At 70.5% G+C, this 17,271-nt stretch carries 16 protein-coding genes; 11 read left to right on the forward strand and 5 right to left on the reverse strand.

All coding sequences use genetic code 11. The features are described from left to right. Nucleotides 1-289: 289 nt before the first annotated feature. Nucleotides 290-997: an RraA family protein gene (locus ACHZD8_RS06555; RefSeq protein WP_394769364.1), complete on the reverse strand. Its 708-nt coding sequence runs from the start codon at nt 995-997 to the stop codon at nt 290-292. A 70-nt stretch (nt 998-1,067) separates the two neighbouring features. Between ACHZD8_RS06555 and thiL the strand changes: the two genes are divergently transcribed. Further along, the gene (gene thiL / locus ACHZD8_RS06560; protein WP_394769365.1) at nt 1,068-2,054 is read left to right on the forward strand and encodes a thiamine-phosphate kinase; all 987 of its coding nucleotides are present in this window, start codon (nt 1,068-1,070) and stop codon (nt 2,052-2,054) included. Nucleotides 2,055-2,334: 280 nt separating this feature from the next. Here thiL and rsmD read toward each other — a convergent pair whose 3' ends face one another. Then, nucleotides 2,335-2,901: a 16S rRNA (guanine(966)-N(2))-methyltransferase RsmD gene (gene rsmD, locus ACHZD8_RS06565; protein WP_394769366.1), complete on the reverse strand. Its 567-nt coding sequence runs from the start codon at nt 2,899-2,901 to the stop codon at nt 2,335-2,337. 338 nt (nt 2,902-3,239) lie between these two features. Here rsmD and ACHZD8_RS06570 point away from each other — a divergent pair, with 338 nt between their 5' ends. From ACHZD8_RS06570 to fgd, 5 genes are all read left to right on the forward strand, one after another. Beyond that, nucleotides 3,240-4,364 carry a magnesium and cobalt transport protein CorA gene (locus ACHZD8_RS06570; protein WP_394769367.1) on the forward strand — a complete coding sequence of 375 codons (1,125 nt, stop codon included), beginning with the start codon at nt 3,240-3,242 and terminating at the stop codon, nt 4,362-4,364. Continuing rightward, on the forward strand, nt 4,361-4,600 hold the full coding sequence (locus ACHZD8_RS06575) for a hypothetical protein (RefSeq protein ID WP_394769368.1): 240 nt from the start codon (nt 4,361-4,363) through the stop codon (nt 4,598-4,600). The genes ACHZD8_RS06570 and ACHZD8_RS06575 overlap by 4 nt, the downstream gene beginning before the upstream one ends. 31 nt (nt 4,601-4,631) lie before the next feature. Further along, a complete protein-coding gene (locus ACHZD8_RS06580; RefSeq protein ID WP_394769369.1) occupies nt 4,632-6,827 on the forward strand; it encodes an ATP-dependent DNA helicase RecG in 2,196 nt (731 codons plus the stop codon). A gap of 68 nt (nt 6,828-6,895) precedes the next feature. Further along, nucleotides 6,896-7,378, forward strand: a complete 483-nt coding sequence (gene coaD / locus ACHZD8_RS06585; protein ID WP_147783926.1) for a pantetheine-phosphate adenylyltransferase — start codon at nt 6,896-6,898, stop codon at nt 7,376-7,378. Between the two features lie 65 nt (nt 7,379-7,443). After that, complete coding sequence (fgd, locus tag ACHZD8_RS06590) at nt 7,444-8,466, forward strand: glucose-6-phosphate dehydrogenase (coenzyme-F420) (RefSeq protein ID WP_394769370.1); 1,023 nt, start codon at nt 7,444-7,446, stop codon at nt 8,464-8,466. 534 nt (nt 8,467-9,000) lie between these two features. Here fgd and ACHZD8_RS06595 read toward each other — a convergent pair. After that, nucleotides 9,001-9,282: a hypothetical protein gene (locus ACHZD8_RS06595; RefSeq protein ID WP_394769371.1), complete on the reverse strand. Its 282-nt coding sequence runs from the start codon at nt 9,280-9,282 to the stop codon at nt 9,001-9,003. 467 nt (nt 9,283-9,749) lie between these two features. Between ACHZD8_RS06595 and ACHZD8_RS06600 the strand changes: the two genes are divergently transcribed. Genes ACHZD8_RS06600 through cofC form a run of 5 tightly spaced genes read left to right on the forward strand, consistent with a single transcriptional unit; the run spans nt 9,750 to nt 13,113 of the window. Then, nucleotides 9,750-10,109 (forward strand): PLDc N-terminal domain-containing protein, encoded by a 360-nt coding sequence (locus ACHZD8_RS06600; protein WP_394769372.1) that lies wholly within the window; start codon nt 9,750-9,752, stop codon nt 10,107-10,109. A gap of 33 nt (nt 10,110-10,142) precedes the next feature. Then, a complete protein-coding gene (locus tag ACHZD8_RS06605; protein ID WP_394769374.1) occupies nt 10,143-10,739 on the forward strand; it encodes a mismatch-specific DNA-glycosylase in 597 nt (198 codons plus the stop codon). Nucleotides 10,740-10,743: 4 nt separating this feature from the next. Then, nucleotides 10,744-11,751: a TIGR03557 family F420-dependent LLM class oxidoreductase gene (locus tag ACHZD8_RS06610; RefSeq protein WP_394769375.1), complete on the forward strand. Its 1,008-nt coding sequence runs from the start codon at nt 10,744-10,746 to the stop codon at nt 11,749-11,751. After that, nucleotides 11,751-12,503, forward strand: a complete 753-nt coding sequence (cofE, locus tag ACHZD8_RS06615) for a coenzyme F420-0:L-glutamate ligase (protein ID WP_394769449.1) — start codon at nt 11,751-11,753, stop codon at nt 12,501-12,503. Before ACHZD8_RS06610 ends, cofE begins: the two co-directional genes overlap by 1 nt. Beyond that, nucleotides 12,496-13,113: a 2-phospho-L-lactate guanylyltransferase gene (gene cofC / locus ACHZD8_RS06620; RefSeq protein ID WP_394769376.1), complete on the forward strand. Its 618-nt coding sequence runs from the start codon at nt 12,496-12,498 to the stop codon at nt 13,111-13,113. Before cofE ends, cofC begins: the two co-directional genes overlap by 8 nt. A 158-nt stretch (nt 13,114-13,271) precedes the next feature. On the opposite strand, the gene ACHZD8_RS06625 is transcribed toward cofC, so the two are convergent. Together ACHZD8_RS06625 and cofD are read right to left on the reverse strand one after the other, a co-directional pair. After that, nucleotides 13,272-15,896 (reverse strand): bifunctional FO biosynthesis protein CofGH, encoded by a 2,625-nt coding sequence (locus ACHZD8_RS06625; RefSeq protein WP_394769377.1) that lies wholly within the window; start codon nt 15,894-15,896, stop codon nt 13,272-13,274. 310 nt (nt 15,897-16,206) lie between these two features. Beyond that, the gene (gene cofD / locus ACHZD8_RS06630) at nt 16,207-17,187 is read right to left on the reverse strand and encodes a 2-phospho-L-lactate transferase (RefSeq protein ID WP_394769378.1); all 981 of its coding nucleotides are present in this window, start codon (nt 17,185-17,187) and stop codon (nt 16,207-16,209) included. Nucleotides 17,188-17,271: the final 84 nt, after the last annotated feature.

Consider the following 17,271-nt stretch of genomic DNA (forward strand, 5'->3'; position numbering starts at 1 on the left):
CCCAACCTGCGTGCGGGGTTCTACGACCGCGTTTGTCCGCCCGTGTTTCTCGGGCTTACGCGCGTTTCTCCGGAGGTTTCGCGGACATCCGGATGCCGAGGCCCGCGTTTGCGGGGGACGCCCGCCCGCGAGGGCCCCACGAACGCAAAACCTCCGGAGAAACGCCAGTGCGAGAAACGCCAGTGCGAGAAACGCCGGTGCGAGAAACGCCGGTGCGCGAAACGCCGGTGCGCGAAACGCCGGTGCGAGAAACGCCGGTGCGAGAAGCGCCGGTGCGCCGCCCGCTTGGTCACACCTCGATCTCGCCCCCGACGTCGCGCAGGTGGTCGCGGAAGCTCAGGCCGGGATCGAGCGCCCGGCTGGCAAGGAACTCGTCGAAACGCACCTGGCTGCGCAGGGAGATGCCGGACCGGATGCGTTGGGCCTGCGCCCGTTCGGTGTCCCTGATCGTCTCGGCGAGGGCGAACACCCGCTCTGCCTCCGCTGCCGGCACGAACAGCACGCCGTCTTCGTCTCCGAAGACGAGGTCGTCGCGGCCCACCGTCCACTCGCCGACCGTTGCCGCCTCCAGAGCGTCTGGCGTCCGGTCTCCGACGCTCAGGGGTCCGGTCGGCAGGGCGCCCAGGCTGAACAGCGGCAGGCGGATGGCGAGGATGTCGACCGTGTCGCGGTGGAGGCCCCACACCGCGATGCCGCCCAAACCGGCGGACGCGGCCTCGAGGGCCACCAGATCACCCACGCAGCTCTCGTCGAGCCGGCCGCCGTTGTCGACCACGAGAACGTCGCCGGGCGCCGACGACCCGAAGGCCTCGAGGAAGATGTCGACGCTGCCGACATGGCGCACCGGGATCACCCGACCGGCAATCCGCATGCCGGAGGCGAGAGCGACGAGCCCGCTCGGCGCACACCTCACGGGGACGCCGGCGCGGAGGCAGCCGTCCGCGAGATGGGCGGTCGTGAGTTCCCCGAACCTGCGCGCCAGGGTGTCGTTGTCCATGGGTGTCGTCTCCTTGCTCGGGTCCGTGGCTGTACTCGGGGCCGGTGCACATAACGGTAGCGTTTGAGGCATGCCCTCCCCGCGCGACCACGACACCCTCGCCAGCATCGGGGAGAGCGCGGTGCTTCTGCGGATCTTCCCCCGGCTGCCCGGCTCGGCGGCCGGCCTCCTCGGGCCGGGGGACGACGCGGCGGTGGTCGCCGCGCCGGACGGCCGCTTCGTGGTGACGACGGACATGATGGTCCACGGCCCGGACTTCCGTCTCGCCTGGTCGACCCCGCACGATCTCGGCTGGAAGGCCGCGGCATCCAACCTCTCGGACATCGCCGCGATGGGCGCGGTGCCGACTGCTCTCGTCGTGGCGATCGCCGCCCCGGCTGACTCGCCCGTCACCCTGCTCGAGGGCATCGCGGATGGGCTGCGGGACGCGTGCGCCGCCCTCGCGCCGGGCTGCGGGGTGGTGGGGGGCGACCTCTCCGTGTCGCCGACGCTCACGATCGCCGTCACCGCCTTCGGCGACCTCGAGGCACGTCAACCCATCTTGCGCTCGGGAGCGCGGGTGGGCGACATCGTCGCGGTGGCCGGTGTGCTCGGCGAGGCCGCCGCCGCCCTTTCGCTGCTCTTCAGGGAGGCTGTCGACCCGCTCGGACATCCGGATGCCCGGCTCGCGGCCGCCCTGCGCCCACGCACCGCGCCGCAGCTGGCGCCCACGCCGCCGATCTCCGCGGGGAGGATCGCCGCGCTCGCCGGGGCGACGGCGATGCTCGACCTGAGTGACGGGCTCGCCATCGACTCGGCCCGGCTCGCTCGGGCGAGCGGTCTCGGCATCGACTTCGATCTCGCTGCGCTCCGCGCTCAGGGCGCGGACCCGGCCCTGGCGCTCGGCGGCGGCGAGGATCATTCGCTGCTCGCGACGTTTCCCGCCGACACCGCCGTGCCCGCGCCGTTCCGCCGCATCGGGGTCTGCGTGGCCGGGGAGGGTCTCACCGTGGACGGGGAGCCGCACGATTCGGCCGGCTGGGATCCGTACCGCGACTGGAGCGGGTCCGCCGGGTAGCGACACCTTGCGCTTCCCTGCGCTGCTTCGTCGCTAGGGCGCTCGCGGCGGGAGCAATGCCGCCTCGGCGGGAAAAAACGGGAGCTCGCACCGGCCCGCCAGCGGCGTCAACGGCGTCTGAGCACCTCGCGGCGGGGGAAAACGCACCCGGCGGCGGGGAAATGTCGTGGCGGAGGGAGGCGCGTCTCCCGCCGCGAGGAGTTATCCCCGCCGCGAAACGTGACTCCCTCCGCGAGGAGTCATCACCGCCTAAACGCCGAGCCGCGGCCCGCAGAACAACTCAGACCGCGCGAGCCCACCACAGCGTCGTGTCGCCGTAGTCCTTGCGACGGTCGAGTTCGATTCCGGATGGCCACCCGGGTTCCGGGGACCGGCTGCTGCGTTCGACCATCACCACGGCATCCGCGGAGAGGCGCCCGGACAGGGACTCGAGGCTCTGCGCGAGCTCGGACTCGTCGAGTTCATACGGCGGATCGAGGAACACGAGATCCCACTCGTCGGGAGTCGAGTCGAGGAAGGCCTGGGCGGCCTGGCTGGACACGACGACACGCAGCTCGCTGCCCTTCGGCGCGCGGCCGAGCACGACGGCGGCGTTCTTGCGGCAGACGTTGGCGGCGGCGGCGACGCGGTCGACGAGGGTCACGTGCGCGGCGCCCCGGCTCGCGGCCTCGAGGCCGAGCGCGCCGGATCCGGCGTAGAGGTCGAGCACGCGGGCTCCGGCGATCACGTCCCGGGCATCGAGGGCCGAGAAGATCGCCTCGCGAACCCGATCGCTCGTGGGCCGGGTGCCGGAGCCCGGCGTCGCGAGGGTCAGGGAGCCGGCGAACCCGGCGATGATGCGTGTCATGGCGCAACGAGCCTACCGGCGGCCGTGCCGTCGCCGATTCCGCTTCCGGATCCGCGCCCGCATCCGCTTCCGCTTCCGCTTCCGCTCACACGCGTTTCTCCGGAGCATTGCGGATCCGCGGGCACTCGAGGTCCCTTCTGTGCAGAGGGCGCGGGCCGCGGCATCCGGAGGATCGCGAAACCTCCGGAGAAACGCGTGTCAGCCGGGCAACACAGCCGGGCAACACAGCGGGCAACAGGGCCGGGCAACACGGCCGGGCAACGCAGCCGGGCAACGCAGCCCGGAAACCTGCCCGGCCCTCCGCCAATTGTCTACCGCGCGGGATTACCGTTGGAGGCATGGCTCCCGATTTCCGCAAGCCGTTCCGCGTCATGACGTTCCGCACTCGTCAACTGCCGCCGAGCGTCGCTCAAGAGACCCCAGAGGTCACCGCTCCGCTGCGTCCGAGCCTGGTCAACAATGCGATCTACGAAGACGGATGCCGCGTCGCGACCCTCGACTCCCTCGACGACACCTTCGCGGCGCTCGAGGCACGGCCGGGCTCGATGGCCTGGATCGGGCTCTACCGCCCGACCACCGCGGAGATCACCTCGCTCGCCGACCAGTTCGGGCTGCACGAGCTCGCCGTCGAGGACGCGATCGTCGCCCACCAGCGGCCGAAGATCGAGCGCTACGGGTCGACCCTGTTCGTGGTCTTGCGCGCCGCCCGCTACCTCGACGCGAAGGAGGAGGTGGAGTTCGGCGAGCTGCACGTGTTCATCGGCCACAACTTCGTGATCACGGTGCGGCACGCCGAGTCGCCGGACCTCTCGCTGGTGCGCGGCCGCCTCGAGGGCACGCCAGAACTGCTCGCCCGCGGCACCGAGGCGGTGCTGTACGCGATCCTCGACGCCGTGGTCGACGGCTACGTGCCCGTCGTCGCCGGCCTCTCCAACGACATCGACGAGATCGAGACGCAGGTGTTCGATGGGGACCCGAGCGTCTCCCGGCGCATCTACGAGCTGTCCCGCGAGGTCATCGACTTCGAACGAGCCGTGCGCCCGCTGATCGGCATGCTCGATCAGATCTCGCACGGTTTCGAGAAGTACAAGATCGGCGAGGACCTTCAGCAGTACCTGCGAGATGTCGCCGACCACGTCACGAACGTCAACGAGCGAATCGAGGAGTTCCGCATCCTGCTGCGCGACATCCTCACCGTGAACGCGACTCTCGTGGCCCAGCGCCAGAACGAGGACATGCAGAAGGTGGGGGAGGCGAGCAACCGCCAGGCGGAGGAGGCCCGCAAGATCTCCGCGTGGGCCGCCATCCTGTTCGTGCCTTCGATCATCACCGGGATCTACGGGATGAACTTCCACGCGATGCCGGAGCTGGCCTGGCCGTTTGGCTACCCGATCGCGATCCTGCTCATGGTGGCGGTGAGCGGCGGGCTGTTCGCCATCTTCCGCAATCGGCGCTGGCTGTGAGCGCGGATGCCGTGCGGACGGCAGAGGCCCAGCCCTCCGACCTCGACGACCTCTTCACGCCGTCGGAGGAGGTCGCCGATCGGCGACGGGCGTCCCTGCCGGTGCAGCTCGCCGTGGTGCTCGCGGCGGTGTCGGCACTCTGCATCGTCGCCGTGCTCGTGATCGCCGTCGCGGCGCCGGTCGTGGCGCAGGTCGTCGCCACCCTCATCGCGCGGCTCGCAACCCTGTCGTACTAGCGGGGTCGGCAGTCGCGAGTACCCTCGGAGGGTGGAATCCCCCCTTGACGCCAAGCTCAGCACCGCCCTCGGCGGCCGCACGGCCTCGGCCATCGAGAAGGGGCTCGGGCTCGCGACGGTCGGCGACCTCCTGAGCCACTACCCGCGCCGGTACGCCCAGCGCGGTGAGCTCACGGCGCTCACCGAGCTCCCGCTCGATGAGAATGTGACGATCGTCGCGGAGGTAATCGAGAGCCGGGAGCGCCCGATGCGGGCCAAGCGCGGGTCGATCCTCGAGGTGCGGATCAGCGACGGAAAGGGCATCCTCACCCTCACCTTCTTCAACCAGGCCTGGCGCGCCAAGGAGCTACGGCCGGGAGTGCGCGGGATCTTCGCCGGCAAGGTGGGCGACTACCGGGGATCCATGCAGCTCGCACACCCCGACTACGAGCTCTTCGAGGCGCCGAACGCCGATGGCACGGCCGCGGACGGCACGACTGTAGACGGCACAGCGGCGGCCGCCGACGAGCTGGCCCGCAAGTGGGCCGAGCTGCCGATTCCGATCTATCCGGCAACGGCCACCGTCGCCTCCTGGCAGCTGCAGAAGGCGATCGGCGTCGTGCTCGACACCCTGAACCCGCTCGCCGACCCGGTGCCGGGGCCGGTGCGCGGCGACCGCAAGCTCATGAGCTACTCCCGCGCGGTCGAACTGATCCATCGTCCGCAGAAGGACGCCGACTGGGTGGCGGCGCGCAAGGCGCTGCGGTTCCAGGAGGCGTTCGTGTTGCAGGCCGCGCTGCTGCAGCAGCGTCAGTCGCTGCGCGAGCAGGCCGCCGTTCCGAGGGTGCCCAGGGCGGGCGGATACCTGGAGCGCTTCGACGCGCAACTCGCCTTCACGCTCACCGGCGACCAGACCACGGTCGGGGCCGAGATCGCCGACGACATCGCGGCGACGGCGCCGATGAACCGGCTCGTTCAGGGCGAGGTGGGGTCGGGCAAGACGCTCGTGGCGTTGCGTGCGATGCTCGCCGTCGCCGATTCCGGTGGCCAGTCGGCGTTGCTGGCGCCCACCGAGGTGCTGGCCGGCCAACACCTGCGGTCGATCGTGAAGACCCTCGGACCGGATCTCGCCGCCTCCCTCCGGCCCGCGATCATCACCGGGCAGCTGCCGGTCGCCGACAAGCGCAAGGCCCTGCTCGCCGCCGTCTCCGGCCAGGCGAACATCGTCGTCGGCACCCACGCCCTGATGAGCGACAACGTCGGGTTCTTCGACCTCGGACTCGTCGTCGTCGACGAGCAGCACCGCTTCGGGGTGGAACAGCGCGAGGCCCTGCGGCGCAAGGGCGCGACTCCGCCGCACGTGCTCGTGCTCACCGCCACGCCCATCCCGCGCACGGTCGCGATGACCGTCTTCGGCGACCTGGACGTGTCGACGATCGCCGAGCTGCCGTCCGGCCGGGTGCCGATCCAGAGCTTCGTCGTGCCGCTCGCCGACAAGCCGGGCTGGGTGAACCGGGTCTGGGAGCGCCTCGCCGAGGAGCTCGCGAAGGGCAGGCAGGGCTTCGTCGTGTGCCCGGCGATCGACTCGACCACGGTGGACGACACCGACGACGAACTGGAGTCGAGTCCGGCCAAGCGGGCGAACGTCACCGACGTTCTCGCCGAGCTGCGCGCCAACCCGCTGCTCGCATCCGCCCGCATCGAGCAACTGCACGGACGTCTCCCGAGCGAGGAGAAGGACGCGATCATGCGCGCGTTCGCCCGGGGCGAGATCGATGTGCTCGTCGCGACGACGGTGATCGAGGTGGGCGTCGACGTGCCCAACGCGTCGACCATGGTGATCCTGGACGCCGACCGTTTCGGCGTCTCGCAACTGCACCAGCTGCGCGGGCGCGTGGGGCGCGGTGGCGTGCCCGGGCTGTGCCTCATGGTGACGGACGCCGAGGACGGCACGATGGCCCGCGAGCGCGTCGAGGTGGTCGCCTCCACCCTCGACGGCTTCGAACTGGCGCAGAAGGACCTCGAACTGCGGCAGGAGGGCGACGTGCTCGGCAGTGTGCAGTCCGGCGGCCGGTCGTCCCTGCGCCTGCTGCGCGTGGCCAGGGACGGCGAGCTGATCACCGAGGCCCGGGCGATCGCCAGGGCGGTGCTCGACGATGACCCGGCGCTCGCCGGGCACCCCGCCCTGCGCGCGGCCCTCGACCGTCGCCTCGACGAGGCCAGTCGCGACTTCCTCGCCAAGAACTAGGGACTCATGCCGCAACAGGGCCGGTCGATGTCACAAGTCCGTAACGTCGAGCCGATAGTCTCGGAGACATGAACAGGATCGCCGTCGTCCCTGGTTCCTTCGACCCCGTGACCCTCGGTCATCTGGATGTCATCGAGCGCGCTGCGGGGATCTTCGATCAGCTGCACGTTCTGGTCGTGCACAACCCGGACAAGTCGGCCCTGCTCCCGGTGGCCCAGCGCGTGGCTCTCATCGAGCGGGCGATCGCCGAGGGCGGCCTGCCGGAGAACATCACGGTCACCTCCTGGAGCGTGGGCCTGCTCGTCGACTACTGCACCGATGTCGGCGCCAGCGTGCTCGTGAAGGGTGTGCGTTCCCAGGTGGACGTGGCCTACGAGACGCCCATGGCGATCGTCAACCGCAACCTCGCCGGTGTGGAGACCATCTTCATGCTGCCGGATCCGGCCCACGCCCACGTGTCGAGTTCGCTCGTCCGCCAGGTGGCGGCGCTCGGCGGAGACGTGAGTCCGTACGTTCCGCGCTCGGTGGCCGACTTCCTGCAGAAGCTGTAGCCGCCCGCCCAGACAGTCGCCGGGCGCGCGTGCGGTCGCGATTGTTCTGGTGGCAGGATGGAGTCATGCTTCCCCTCAAACTCGGTTACAAGGCGTCCGCTGAGCAGTTCGACCCGCGTGAGCTGGTGGAGATCGCGGTCGCCGCGGAGGCGCACGGCATGGAGAGCGTCGCGGTGAGCGACCACTTCCAGCCGTGGCGACACACCGGCGGGCATGCGCCGTTCTCGCTGGCCTGGATGGCGGCGGTCGGCGAACGCACGAAGACGGTTCAGATCGGCACGTCGGTGATGACGCCGACCTTCCGTTACAACCCCGCCGTGCTCGCCCAGGCCTTCGCGACGATGGGCTGCCTGTACCCGGGGCGGATCATGATCGGGGTGGGCACCGGCGAGGCGCTGAACGAGATCGCGACCGGATTCCGTGGCGCGGGGGAGCAGGACTGGCCGGAGTTCAAGGAGCGCTTCGCCCGGCTGCGTGAAGCGGTGTCCCTGATGCGCCAGCTCTGGACCGAGGACCGGGTCGACTTCCAGGGCGAGTACTACTCCACCCACGGAGCCTCCATCTACGACCGGCCGGACTTCCCGGTGCCGGTGTACATCGCGGCCGGCGGCCCGGTCGTCGCCCGCTACGCCGGGCGGGCCGGCGACGGCTTCATCTGCACGTCGGGCAAGGGCATGGAGCTCTACACCGAGCAGCTCATCCCGGCGGTACAGGAGGGCGCTGACAAGGCGGGCCGCGACTCCGCCGGCATCGACCGGATGATCGAGATCAAGCTCTCCTACGACACCTCGGTCGAGGCGGCGCTGGAGAACACCCGGTTCTGGGCCCCGCTGGCGCTCTCCAAGGAGCAGAAGCACGACATCACGGACCCGATCGAGATGGAGGCCGCTGCGGACGCCCTGCCGATCGAGCGGATCGCCTCCCGCTTCATCGTGGGCGCCGACCCCGAAATCGTGGTCGCCGAGATCAAGACCTACCTCGATGCCGGCTTCAATCACCTGGTGTTCCACGGCCCCGGCCAGGACCAGCGACGCTTCCTCAGCCTCTTCGAGAAGGACCTCGCGCCGCGCCTGCGAGCGCTGGTGTAGCTCCACTGACCAGCGGCGTTGGTCTGGTGGCGCCGTGCCGGGAGGGCGTTTCGACTTGCATGTTCCCGCCACTGTGCGGCAGTCCCTTGCCCTGGCACGAGTTGTGCAGGACGTCCTGGTGACTTGCGGGTGCCCGCCCCGCGGACTCTGGTTGTGCAGGACGGGTTGTGCAGGACGGCTCGGGCGGATAGCGAGGACGAGAGGTGCAGAAACGACGGGAGCGTCCTGCAGACCGGGACCCTTCGGATCGCCACCCCCCCCCTGCCGTGTCCTGCACACGCTGTCCTGCACAACTGGAGTCTGTGGGGTAGGCACCCAAGACTCCGGGCCCGGTCCTGCAGAACACGGCCCGATCGACGCTGACGGCGCCGCAGAGGGTCGCCGACGGCCACACGCGAACGTCCGTAATGGGTTTCGAGCCAGAGCAGCGTCAGCGTGGGACAGAGAGGCGCACTCTTGCTTGGGCAGTAGCCCAGCGCGGAAGGCCGCCGCCGGGGCGATCCCCGGCGACGGCCTCCGTCGCATCCGCCTTCATCAGCGGAGCGGCAGGTTGAGCCGGATCCACCGTTCGGTGGCGCGCTCGCGCTCGAGACGGGCGATGTGCAGCTCGACGCGGCGAGCACGCCGCTCGCGCGACTCGACGTCGAGCGGTCGGCGACCCCACTTGATCAGGGCCACGCCGAGGTGCAGCGCTGCCCGGTCGAGCAGGCTCACCCGACGAACGGGGCGCTCCTGACGGTACTGCCCGGGTTGGGGCGGATGATCGTGGCGACCGGGAGTGGTCGACACGGCGTTGTGTGACGCGGTGCTATTCATTCGTGATGTTCCTCTGCGTGCGGCAGCGGGCGCGGGCGAGCGCGGTGGCGTTCGCCCGCCGACCCGTGCGGCGGGAGCCACTCCGAGAGCGGCGGACGGGACGGCGCGTCGGTGACGGGCCGTGCGGGGTGGTGGGCCAGAGCAGGCATGACGGTGATCGCCGTGTTGAGGCCTGCCGGGCCGGGGCTTCGAGAGCGTCACCACCGTCTGGACCGGTGGCGGAGTGTGCTTCCGGGGAAGCGGCGCTAACCGATCAGGCGGTGGGGACGCCGACGAAGCCGGCGGGGATTCGGGACATTCCCGGAATATCTGTGGTGTACACGCTGGCCTCCTTTCGACGATGGCGCTTGATCACCGTACCGGCAGGAGTGACCGGCACGCAAGGAGAAATTCGATCAATCGAACAATCGTCGAATTGGGGGCGATCGAGTCTCGTCATCGACCCGGGAATTCCCTAAGATCGCCTCATGTACCTCGTCGTGCCCTTCCTGGTCCTCGGAATCGTGATCGCCGCCCTCGTCGACATCATCGGCTCCGACCAGTCGCGCATCCGGCACCTCGACAAGACCCTGTGGCTCCTGATCGTGATCCTGTTGCCGCTGGTCGGCTCGATCGTGTGGTTCGCCATCGGCCGGGAACGTCCCCAGGCGGTCGACCGGGGAAGCTTCGGCGACCCGCGGCGGCGGGAGACGCCGGTGCCGCTGCCGAGCAGCAGCAGCACCGAGCGCGAAATCGAGGCGCTCGAACGGGAGATCCGCGACAGCGAGAACGAGGACCGCATCCGACGGCTCGAGGCCGAGTTGCGCGCGAGGGACCTCAAGGGCTGACCCTGCCGCAGGGCCGTGCCGTAGGGTGCAGGGGTGGGATTCTCTGCGGCCGAACTGGACTCCTTCCGCGGGCGAACGCTGCCCGATCTCGTCGGTCCCGGCCTCCGCCTGCTCTTCGTCGGCATCAATCCCGGACTGCGCACCGCCGCCGTCCAGGCGCACTTCGGCAGGCGCGGTAACCGCTTCTACCCGGCACTCTTCCGCGCGGGAATCGTGGACCGCGTGATCGACGCCTCGCACGGGCTCGATCCGGCCGACCGCGACCATCTGATAGCCCGGGGGGTCGGCATCACGAGCCTCGTGTCGGGCGCGACGCGCCGAGCTGACGAACTGGACGACGCGCAGTTGAGGGCCGGAGGGGAGGCCCTGGCGGCGCGCGTGGAGAGCCTTCGGCCGGCGGCGGTCGCGATGCTCGGAATCACCGCCTACCGCATCGCGTTCGATCGCCGCACGGCGCTCGTGGGCAGGCAGCCGGAGACGATCGGGGGCGCCCAGCTGTGGGTGGTGCCGAATCCCAGCGGGCTCAACGCGCACTCCACGCTCGCCGATCTGAGTGACGCCTACCGCGAGGTCGCGGTGGCCGCCGGGATCCCCGTCTTCGCCGGCTCCCCTCCCGGCACGCGAGAATAGAGGCATGCCCCCCACCGCGCCCCACATCGGCTACGCCGCCATGCTGGAGCAGTTCCACCCCACCGAGATCATCGAACTGAGCACCCACGCGGAGCGGAACGGCTTCGCCGGCACCATGGCGGCCGACCGCTTCCAGCCGTGGGTTCCGCGGCAGGGGCACGCGAGCTTCGTTTGGAACGTGCTCGGCGCCCTCGGGCAGACCACCTCCGGGGACCTCGGTACCGGCATGACCGTGCCGACCTTCCGCTGGCATCCGGCCATGGTCGCCCAGGCGAGCGCCACCCTCGAAGCCATGTATCCGGGGCGGCACTGGCTCGGCATCGGCTCCGGGGAGGCGATCGACGAGCATGTCACCGGCGCCTACTGGCCGGAGACCGCCGAGCGCATCAACCGGATGTTCGAGGCCGTCGACGTGATCAACAAGCTCTTCACGGCCTCGGCCGCCGGGCGGGACGCCAAGCACTCCGGCACGTTCTTCAAGCTCGAGTCGTCCCGGCTGTGGACGATGCCGGCCGCGCCGCCGCCGATCCTGGTGGCCACCTCGGGGCCGGTCACGGCCAAGCGCGCGGGGCGCGTGGTGGACGGGCTCATCGTGGACGGAGCGCCGATCGAGAAGATCGCCGCGCTGCTCGACCGCTTCGACGAGGGAGCGCGCGAGGTCGGCAAGGACCCGTCCCGCAGCCTCAAGGTGCTGCGCCTGCACCTCAGCTGGGCGCCCACGGCCGGCGAGGCGATGGCCAACGCGATCACCGAGTGGCCGAACGGCGGCATGCGGTTCCCGCGCTCCGACATCCGCTCGCCCTTCGAATTCGAGCAGCTCGCCCGGCTCGTGCGGGCGGAGGACTTCGAGGGCCGGATGCTCGTGTCCGAGCAGCCGGACGCGCACCGCGCACACATCCAGCGCTACCTCGACCTCGGCTTCGACCGCATCTACCTGCACAACGTCGGCCGCAACCAGCGTGAGTGGATCGACGTCTTCGCCCGCGACGTGCTGCCGGCGCTCACCCGATGATGCTCTCCGTCTTCGCCCTCGACGGGATCGCCGAGATCGTCTCCGGCGACGACCTCGCCTCGATCATCGGCGATGCCGCCGACGGCCGCCTCCGGGACGGCGACATCCTGGCCGTCACGTCCAAGGTGGTGTCGAAGGCCGAGGGCCGCATGATCTCCGCCGTGGACCGGGAGCAGGCCATCACGGACGAGACAGTGCGTGTCGTGGCCACCCGCGCCTACCCCGGCGGGGTCACCCGGATCGTGGAGAACCGCCTCGGCGTGGTGGGAGCCGCCGCCGGCGTCGACGCCTCGAACACACCGGAGGGCACGGTGCTGCTGCTGCCGGTGGACCCGGATGCCTCGGCCGGCGCCATCCGTGCCGCGCTGTCCGCACGCTTCGGGCTCCGACTCGGCGTGATCATCACCGACACGCTCGGCCGGGCCTGGCGCGAGGGCCAGACCGATGTCGCGATCGGTGCCAGCGGGGTCGTGGTGCTCGAGGACCTGCGCGGCTCGACCGACACTCAGGGTCGATCGCTCGAGGTCACCCTGCCCGCGGTGGGAGACGAGATCGCGGCCGCGGCCGACCTGGTGAAGCGCAAGGCCAGCGGGCTGCCGGTGGCCGTCGTGCGGGGGATGGGCCACCTTCTCGACGAGGCGGCGCCGGGCGCCAGGGTGCTGGTTCGACCGTCGGAGAAGGACATGTTCCGGCTGGGCACCGATGAGGCCTGGCGCGAGGGCTTCGAGGCGGGGCGCGCGGCGCGTGACTGACTGGTGGATCGTCGTGCCGGTGAAGGGCACGGCGCACGCGAAGTCCCGCTTCGGCGGGTCCCTGGGCGCGCACGCACCGCTCGCGCGGGCCATCGCCCTCGACACCGTGGAGGCCGCTCTCGCCACCGCGGGAGTGCGAGGGGTACTCGTCGTGACGTCGGCCGAGGCATCAGCCGACTTCGCCGGGATCGGCGCGACAGTCGTCGTGGAGACGGGGCGGCCTGGCCTGGCCTCGGCGATCGCTCAGGGCATCGAACTGGCGACCCCCGGGTCGTCCACGGGGGACGGCATTGCGGTGCTGCTCGGCGACCTGCCGGCCCTCACCGCCGAGGAACTGGGGCACGCCCTCGAGCTCGCGGCCGCCCATCGGCTGGCGATGGTGCCGGATGCCGCCGGCACGGGCACCACCCTCATCACGGCGGTGGGACCGGTGGTGCATGTGCCTGCCTTCGGAGTCGGATCTGCGGCCGCGCACGCCGCCGCCGGGTACGTCGCGCTGCCCGTCTCCGCCGCTTCTGGCCTGCGACGGGACGTGGACACTCTCGACGAGCTTCGGGAGTTGACCGGGCGGCTGGGCGCGCGAACGACGGCGGCGTTCCGCGGGGCGTGAGGGGGCCCGCTGATCTCGCCGAGCCACGGTCGCTGTGGGTGAGGTGCGCACAGGTGAGGTGCCCACATCTGCCGCCATGTCGGCGGCACATGCGACGAAAGTGGGCACCTCACTGAGTTCGAGCCCGGAAGCAAGTCGCAGGGGAGAGCGCGGATCGATCAGCGCGAGTTGACCACGTCCAGCGGCAGCAGCCGCAGCGACTTGCCCGTCGACGCGTAGCCGGTGGACGCGTTGCGGCGCGCGACCTCCCGCCGCTCCGCCGACGGCTCGCCGTAGGTCGTGGTGCGCTGGTAGGCCTCGCGTCCGATCGCCGAGGTCAGTTCCTCGAGCTCGTCCACGGTCTTCTCCGACCCGTTGTCGGCGCCGGCCATGCGGCTGATCGTCTCCTCCATGAGCGTTCCGCCCACATCATCCGCCCCGCCCTGCAGCATGAGTTGCGTGCCCTCGGTGCCGAGCTTCACCCACGAGGTCTGGATGTGGTCGATGCGGCCGTGCAGCATGAGGCGCGCGACCGCGTGCACCGCCCGGTTCTCCTGGGCGGTCGGGCCGGGGCGGGCGACACCGGCGAGATATACCGGTGAGTTCATATGAACGAATGGCAGCAGCACGAACTCGGTGAACCCGCCCGTCTCGTCCTGCACGCGGGAGAGGGTGCGCAGGTGCCCGACCCAGTGGGTGGGGTTGTCGACGTGGCCGTACATCATGGTGGAGCTGGAGCGGATGCCGATGCTGTGCGCGGTCGACACGATGTCGATCCAGGCGGCGGCCGGCAGCTTTCCCTTGGTAAGCACCCAGCGCACCTCGTCGTCGAGAATCTCGGCGGCCGTTCCCGGGATCGTGTCGAGCCCGGCGGCCTGCGCCTCGAGCAGGAAGTCCCGGTAGCTGAGGCCAGTTCGAGCCGCCCCGTTCACGATCTCCATCGGGCTGAACGCGTGCAGGTGGATGCCGGGCTGGCGCTCCTTAACCTGGCGGGCGAGGTCGAAGTAGGCGGTGCCCGGCAGATCCGGATGGATGCCGCCCTGCATGCAGATCTCCGTCGCCCCGATGTTCCAGGCCTCGTCCACGCGGTCGCCGACCTGCTTCATGGACAGGGTGAACGCGTCGGCATCCGTCTTGCGCTGCGCGAAGGCGCAGAAGCGACAGCCGGTGTAGCAGACGTTGGTGAAGTTGATGTTGCGGTTGACGACGTAGCCGACGCGGTCGCCGACCGTGTCGTGGCGCACCCGGTCGGCGAGGCTGGCGAGCGCATCCAGGTCCTGTCCCTCTGCGCCCAGGAGGGCGAGGTACTCGGCGTCGGTGAGGCCCGCCGGGTCGGTCTCGGCGCGGGACAGCGCGGCGCGCACGGCGGGCTCGCCGGAGTGGCCGGCCGCTCGACGGGTGTCGCCGACGGTCTCGCGCAGCTCCGACCAGTCGCCGTAGACGTCCTCGAAGTCGCTGCGCCGGTCGGTCGAGCGACCCTCGGTGTCGATCTCGGTGTGGAGGTTGACCCGGCCGGAGCCGATCCACTCGGGGTCCGGTTCCTGCCACGGCAGTCCGACCGGAACCCGACCCTCGACGGCGAGTCCTTCGGGGGTGGCGAGAGCGCGGATGTGGGGGAGCAGCCGCGGGTCGAGCCACGGCACCTCCGCCCGAACGTAGTGCGGGTGCACGGTGAGGCGCTCGCGCAGGGTGTAGCCCGCGGCATCGGTGAGCCTCGCCAGCTCCTCGATGTTCGGCCACGGGCGTTCGGGGTTGACGTGGTCGGGGGTGAGCGGGCTCACGCCGCCCCAGTCGTCGATGCCGGCGCGCACGAGCAGGGCCAGCTCGTTCTCGTCGGTGAGGTTCGGCGGTGCCTGGAGGCGGGCTCCCGGCCCCAGCACGATGCGCGACACGGCCACCGCGGCGATATATTCCTCTACCGGCAAGTCATCGCGTCGCATCATCGCGGTCGACATCTTGGAGCGGAAGTTCTGGATGATCACTTCCTGGATGTGCCCGTGGCGCCGGCTCGCGGCGCGGATCGCGAACAGCCCGTCGACTCGCTCGGCGTAGGTCTCGCCGATGCCGAGGAGGAGTCCGGTGGTGAACGGGACGTTGCTGCGGCCGGCGTCCTCGATCACCCGCAGTCGGATGGCCGGGTCCTTGTCCGGCGACCCGTAGTGCGGCTGCCCCTTCTCGGTGAAGAGTCGAGTCGACGTGGTCTCGAGCATCATGCCCATCGACGGCGAGACCGGCTTGAGGCGCTGGATTTCCTCCCACGTCATGACGCCAGGATTCATGTGCACGAGGAGTCCGGTCTCCTCGAGGATGCGCACGGCCATGGCCCGAAGGTAGGCGATCGTCGAGTCGTAGCCGTTCGCATCCAGCCATTCCCGCGCCTCCGGCCAGCGCTCCTCCGGCCGGTCGCCGAGGGTGAAGAGCACCTCCTTGCAGCCGAGGGCCGCGCCGTTGCGGGCCACCTCGAGAATCTCGTCCGGCGACATGAACATCGCCTTGCCCTGCGCCTTGAGCTGCGCGGGAGTCTTCACGAAGGCGCAGTAGTGGCAGCGGTCCTGGCAGAGGTGGGTGACCGGGATGAAGACCTTGCGGGAGTAGGTGATCACGCCGGGGCGCCCGGCCCGCTCGAGTCCGGCATCCCGAACCCGTCCTGCCGCCACCAGCAGGCGGTCGAGGTCGGCTCCGCGGGCGTGGAGGAGGGTCTCGGCCTCGGTGGCGTCGATCGTCACGCCGGTCTCGGCCCGCTTGAGGGCCCGACTGATGGCGGATGCGGTGGGGACGAAGGCTTCTTCAGTGAATTCCGGCATGGCTCAACGTTTCTTGATCGAAAAGAAGGAGCCCAAAGCCGGGCGCGAAACCAGATTCGCCGCCAGTCTAACGCCGGCGTGTTTCGGGCGTGCGAAATTCGCGCCGCCTGCACCACGCTGCAACACGCGTTTCTCCGGAGGATTGCGGCTGAACGGGTGGATTTGGGGCGTTTCGGCCCCGATGGGGTGCGCTGGGAGCCGAACCTCCGGAGAAACGCGTGTGGGACGCGAGTGGACGCGAGTTGAACGCGAGTGGATGCGGGTGGGACGCGTGTGGGCCGAGTGAGCTCGGCGGTGTGGCGGGCCCGGGCTACCGCGCGAGCGCGAGCGCGTCGGCGGCGAGGCGCGCGCTCGTCTCCGGGTCGCGCATCCAGAGCGGCACTGCGGCCGCGCGGATGCCGCCGGCTTCGATCGCGGAGACGGCCGCGGCATCCGTCTGGTCGACGAGCCAGGCGTCGAGAAGGCCGCCGGCCGACCGCGCGCCGTAGTGCGCCGCCACGGCCTCGGCGGAGGTGGCGACGCCGATGGCGGACAGGCAGGCGTCCGCCATGCCCCGCACGACGGAACCGGCGATGATCGGCGAGACTCCGACGACCGGAGCGGGCGCCGCCGCGATCGCCTCGCGGATGCCCGGGATGCCGAGAATGGTGCCGATCGAGACGACGGGATTCGACGGCGCGATGAGGATCACGTCCGCGGAACCGATCGCCTCGAGCACGCCGGGGGCCGGGCGGGCGTCCTCGACCCGGTGCTGCACGAACGCGCGGGCCGGAAGGGCCGCCCGATGCCGGGTCCACCACTCCTGGAAGTGCATCGACGTTCCGGCGTCGTCGACCACGACGTGCGTCTCGACCTCGTCGTCCGTCACCGGCAGCAGCGTCGCGCCGAGGTCCCAGCGGGAGGTGATGCGCCGGGTCGCCTCGCTCAGCGGCAGCCCGTCCCGCAGCAGCGACGTTCGGGCGAGGTGCGTGCCGAGATCGAGGTCGCCGAGGGTGAACCACGGCCAGCCGACGCCGTATGCGCGAAGCTCGGCGCTGACCCGTTCGGTCTCGCCGATGCGGCCCCAGCCGCGCTCCTCGTCGTTCTCGCCGGCGAGGGTGTACATGATCGAGTCGAGGTCGGGCGCGATCCGCACCCCGGTGAGCCACATGTCGTCGCCGGTGTTCACGATCGCGGTGAGCTCGGCGGTTGACCCACCCGACCCGTCGGGAAGGGCGGATCGCACGTGCTGGCGCAGCCCGCGGAGGAAGCGGGCGCCGCCGACGCCGCCGGAGAGCACAGTAATTTTCACGGGTCAACGCTAGCCGCTGCGCCGCCGGGGTTCGGGCCACGGGCCCACGGCAGATTCCCAGCCGCATTTCAGGGGTCCATCTGG

The organism is Lacisediminihabitans sp. (genome assembly GCF_043726815.1).
GTDB lineage: Bacteria > Actinomycetota > Actinomycetes > Actinomycetales > Microbacteriaceae > Lacisediminihabitans.